Here is a 649-nt window from a genome sequence, read left to right on the forward strand (position 1 = left end):
CCCGGTGGTGACCACGCCCGCCCCGAGCACCAACACCGGCGCGCTGCCGGACAGCGCCGCGCCCGCCAACTGGATCTACGGCACGACCAAGACCGAGACGCTGAGCGGCACCGCCGGGCATGACGGCTTCAAGTCGGTCGGCGGCGGCGACACCATGAAGGGCGGCCTCGGCGACGACACCTACGTGGCCTACACCGCGACCGACAAGGTGGTCGAACTGGCCGGCCAGGGCACCGACACGGTGGAGACCTGGCTGTCCAGCTACACCCTGCCGGACAATGTCGAGAACCTGGTCATCACCGGCACCTCCTGGACCACCGCCACCGGCAACGCCCTGGCCAACAGGATCATCGGCAACAGCGCGCAGAACACCCTCGACGGCCGCGCCGGCAACGATGTGCTGACCGGCGGCGGCGGCAACGACACCTTCGTCATCGGCAAGGGGCTGGGCCACGACTTCATCACCGACTTCGAGGGCGCCGGCAAGGCCGGCGGCGACATCCTGAAGCTGACGGGCTTCGGCGCCGGCGCCACCATCACCCACGAGCAGGGCAACCTCTTCGCCATCCACGCCGCCGATGGCTCCACCGACCACCTCACCCTCCACGGCGTCACCAGCCTCGCCACCACCGACTATCTCTTCGCCTGA

General features: G+C 69.5%; 1 protein-coding gene. It reads left to right on the forward strand.

Annotated elements, in window-relative coordinates:
• Positions 1–649 (forward strand): calcium-binding protein (locus QMO56_RS26860; protein ID WP_283530705.1); only part of this gene is annotated, 649 nt, incomplete at its 5' end.

The organism is Roseomonas sp. E05, assembly GCF_030063475.1.
In the GTDB taxonomy this organism is placed as follows: Bacteria; Pseudomonadota; Alphaproteobacteria; order Acetobacterales; family Acetobacteraceae; genus Pseudoroseomonas.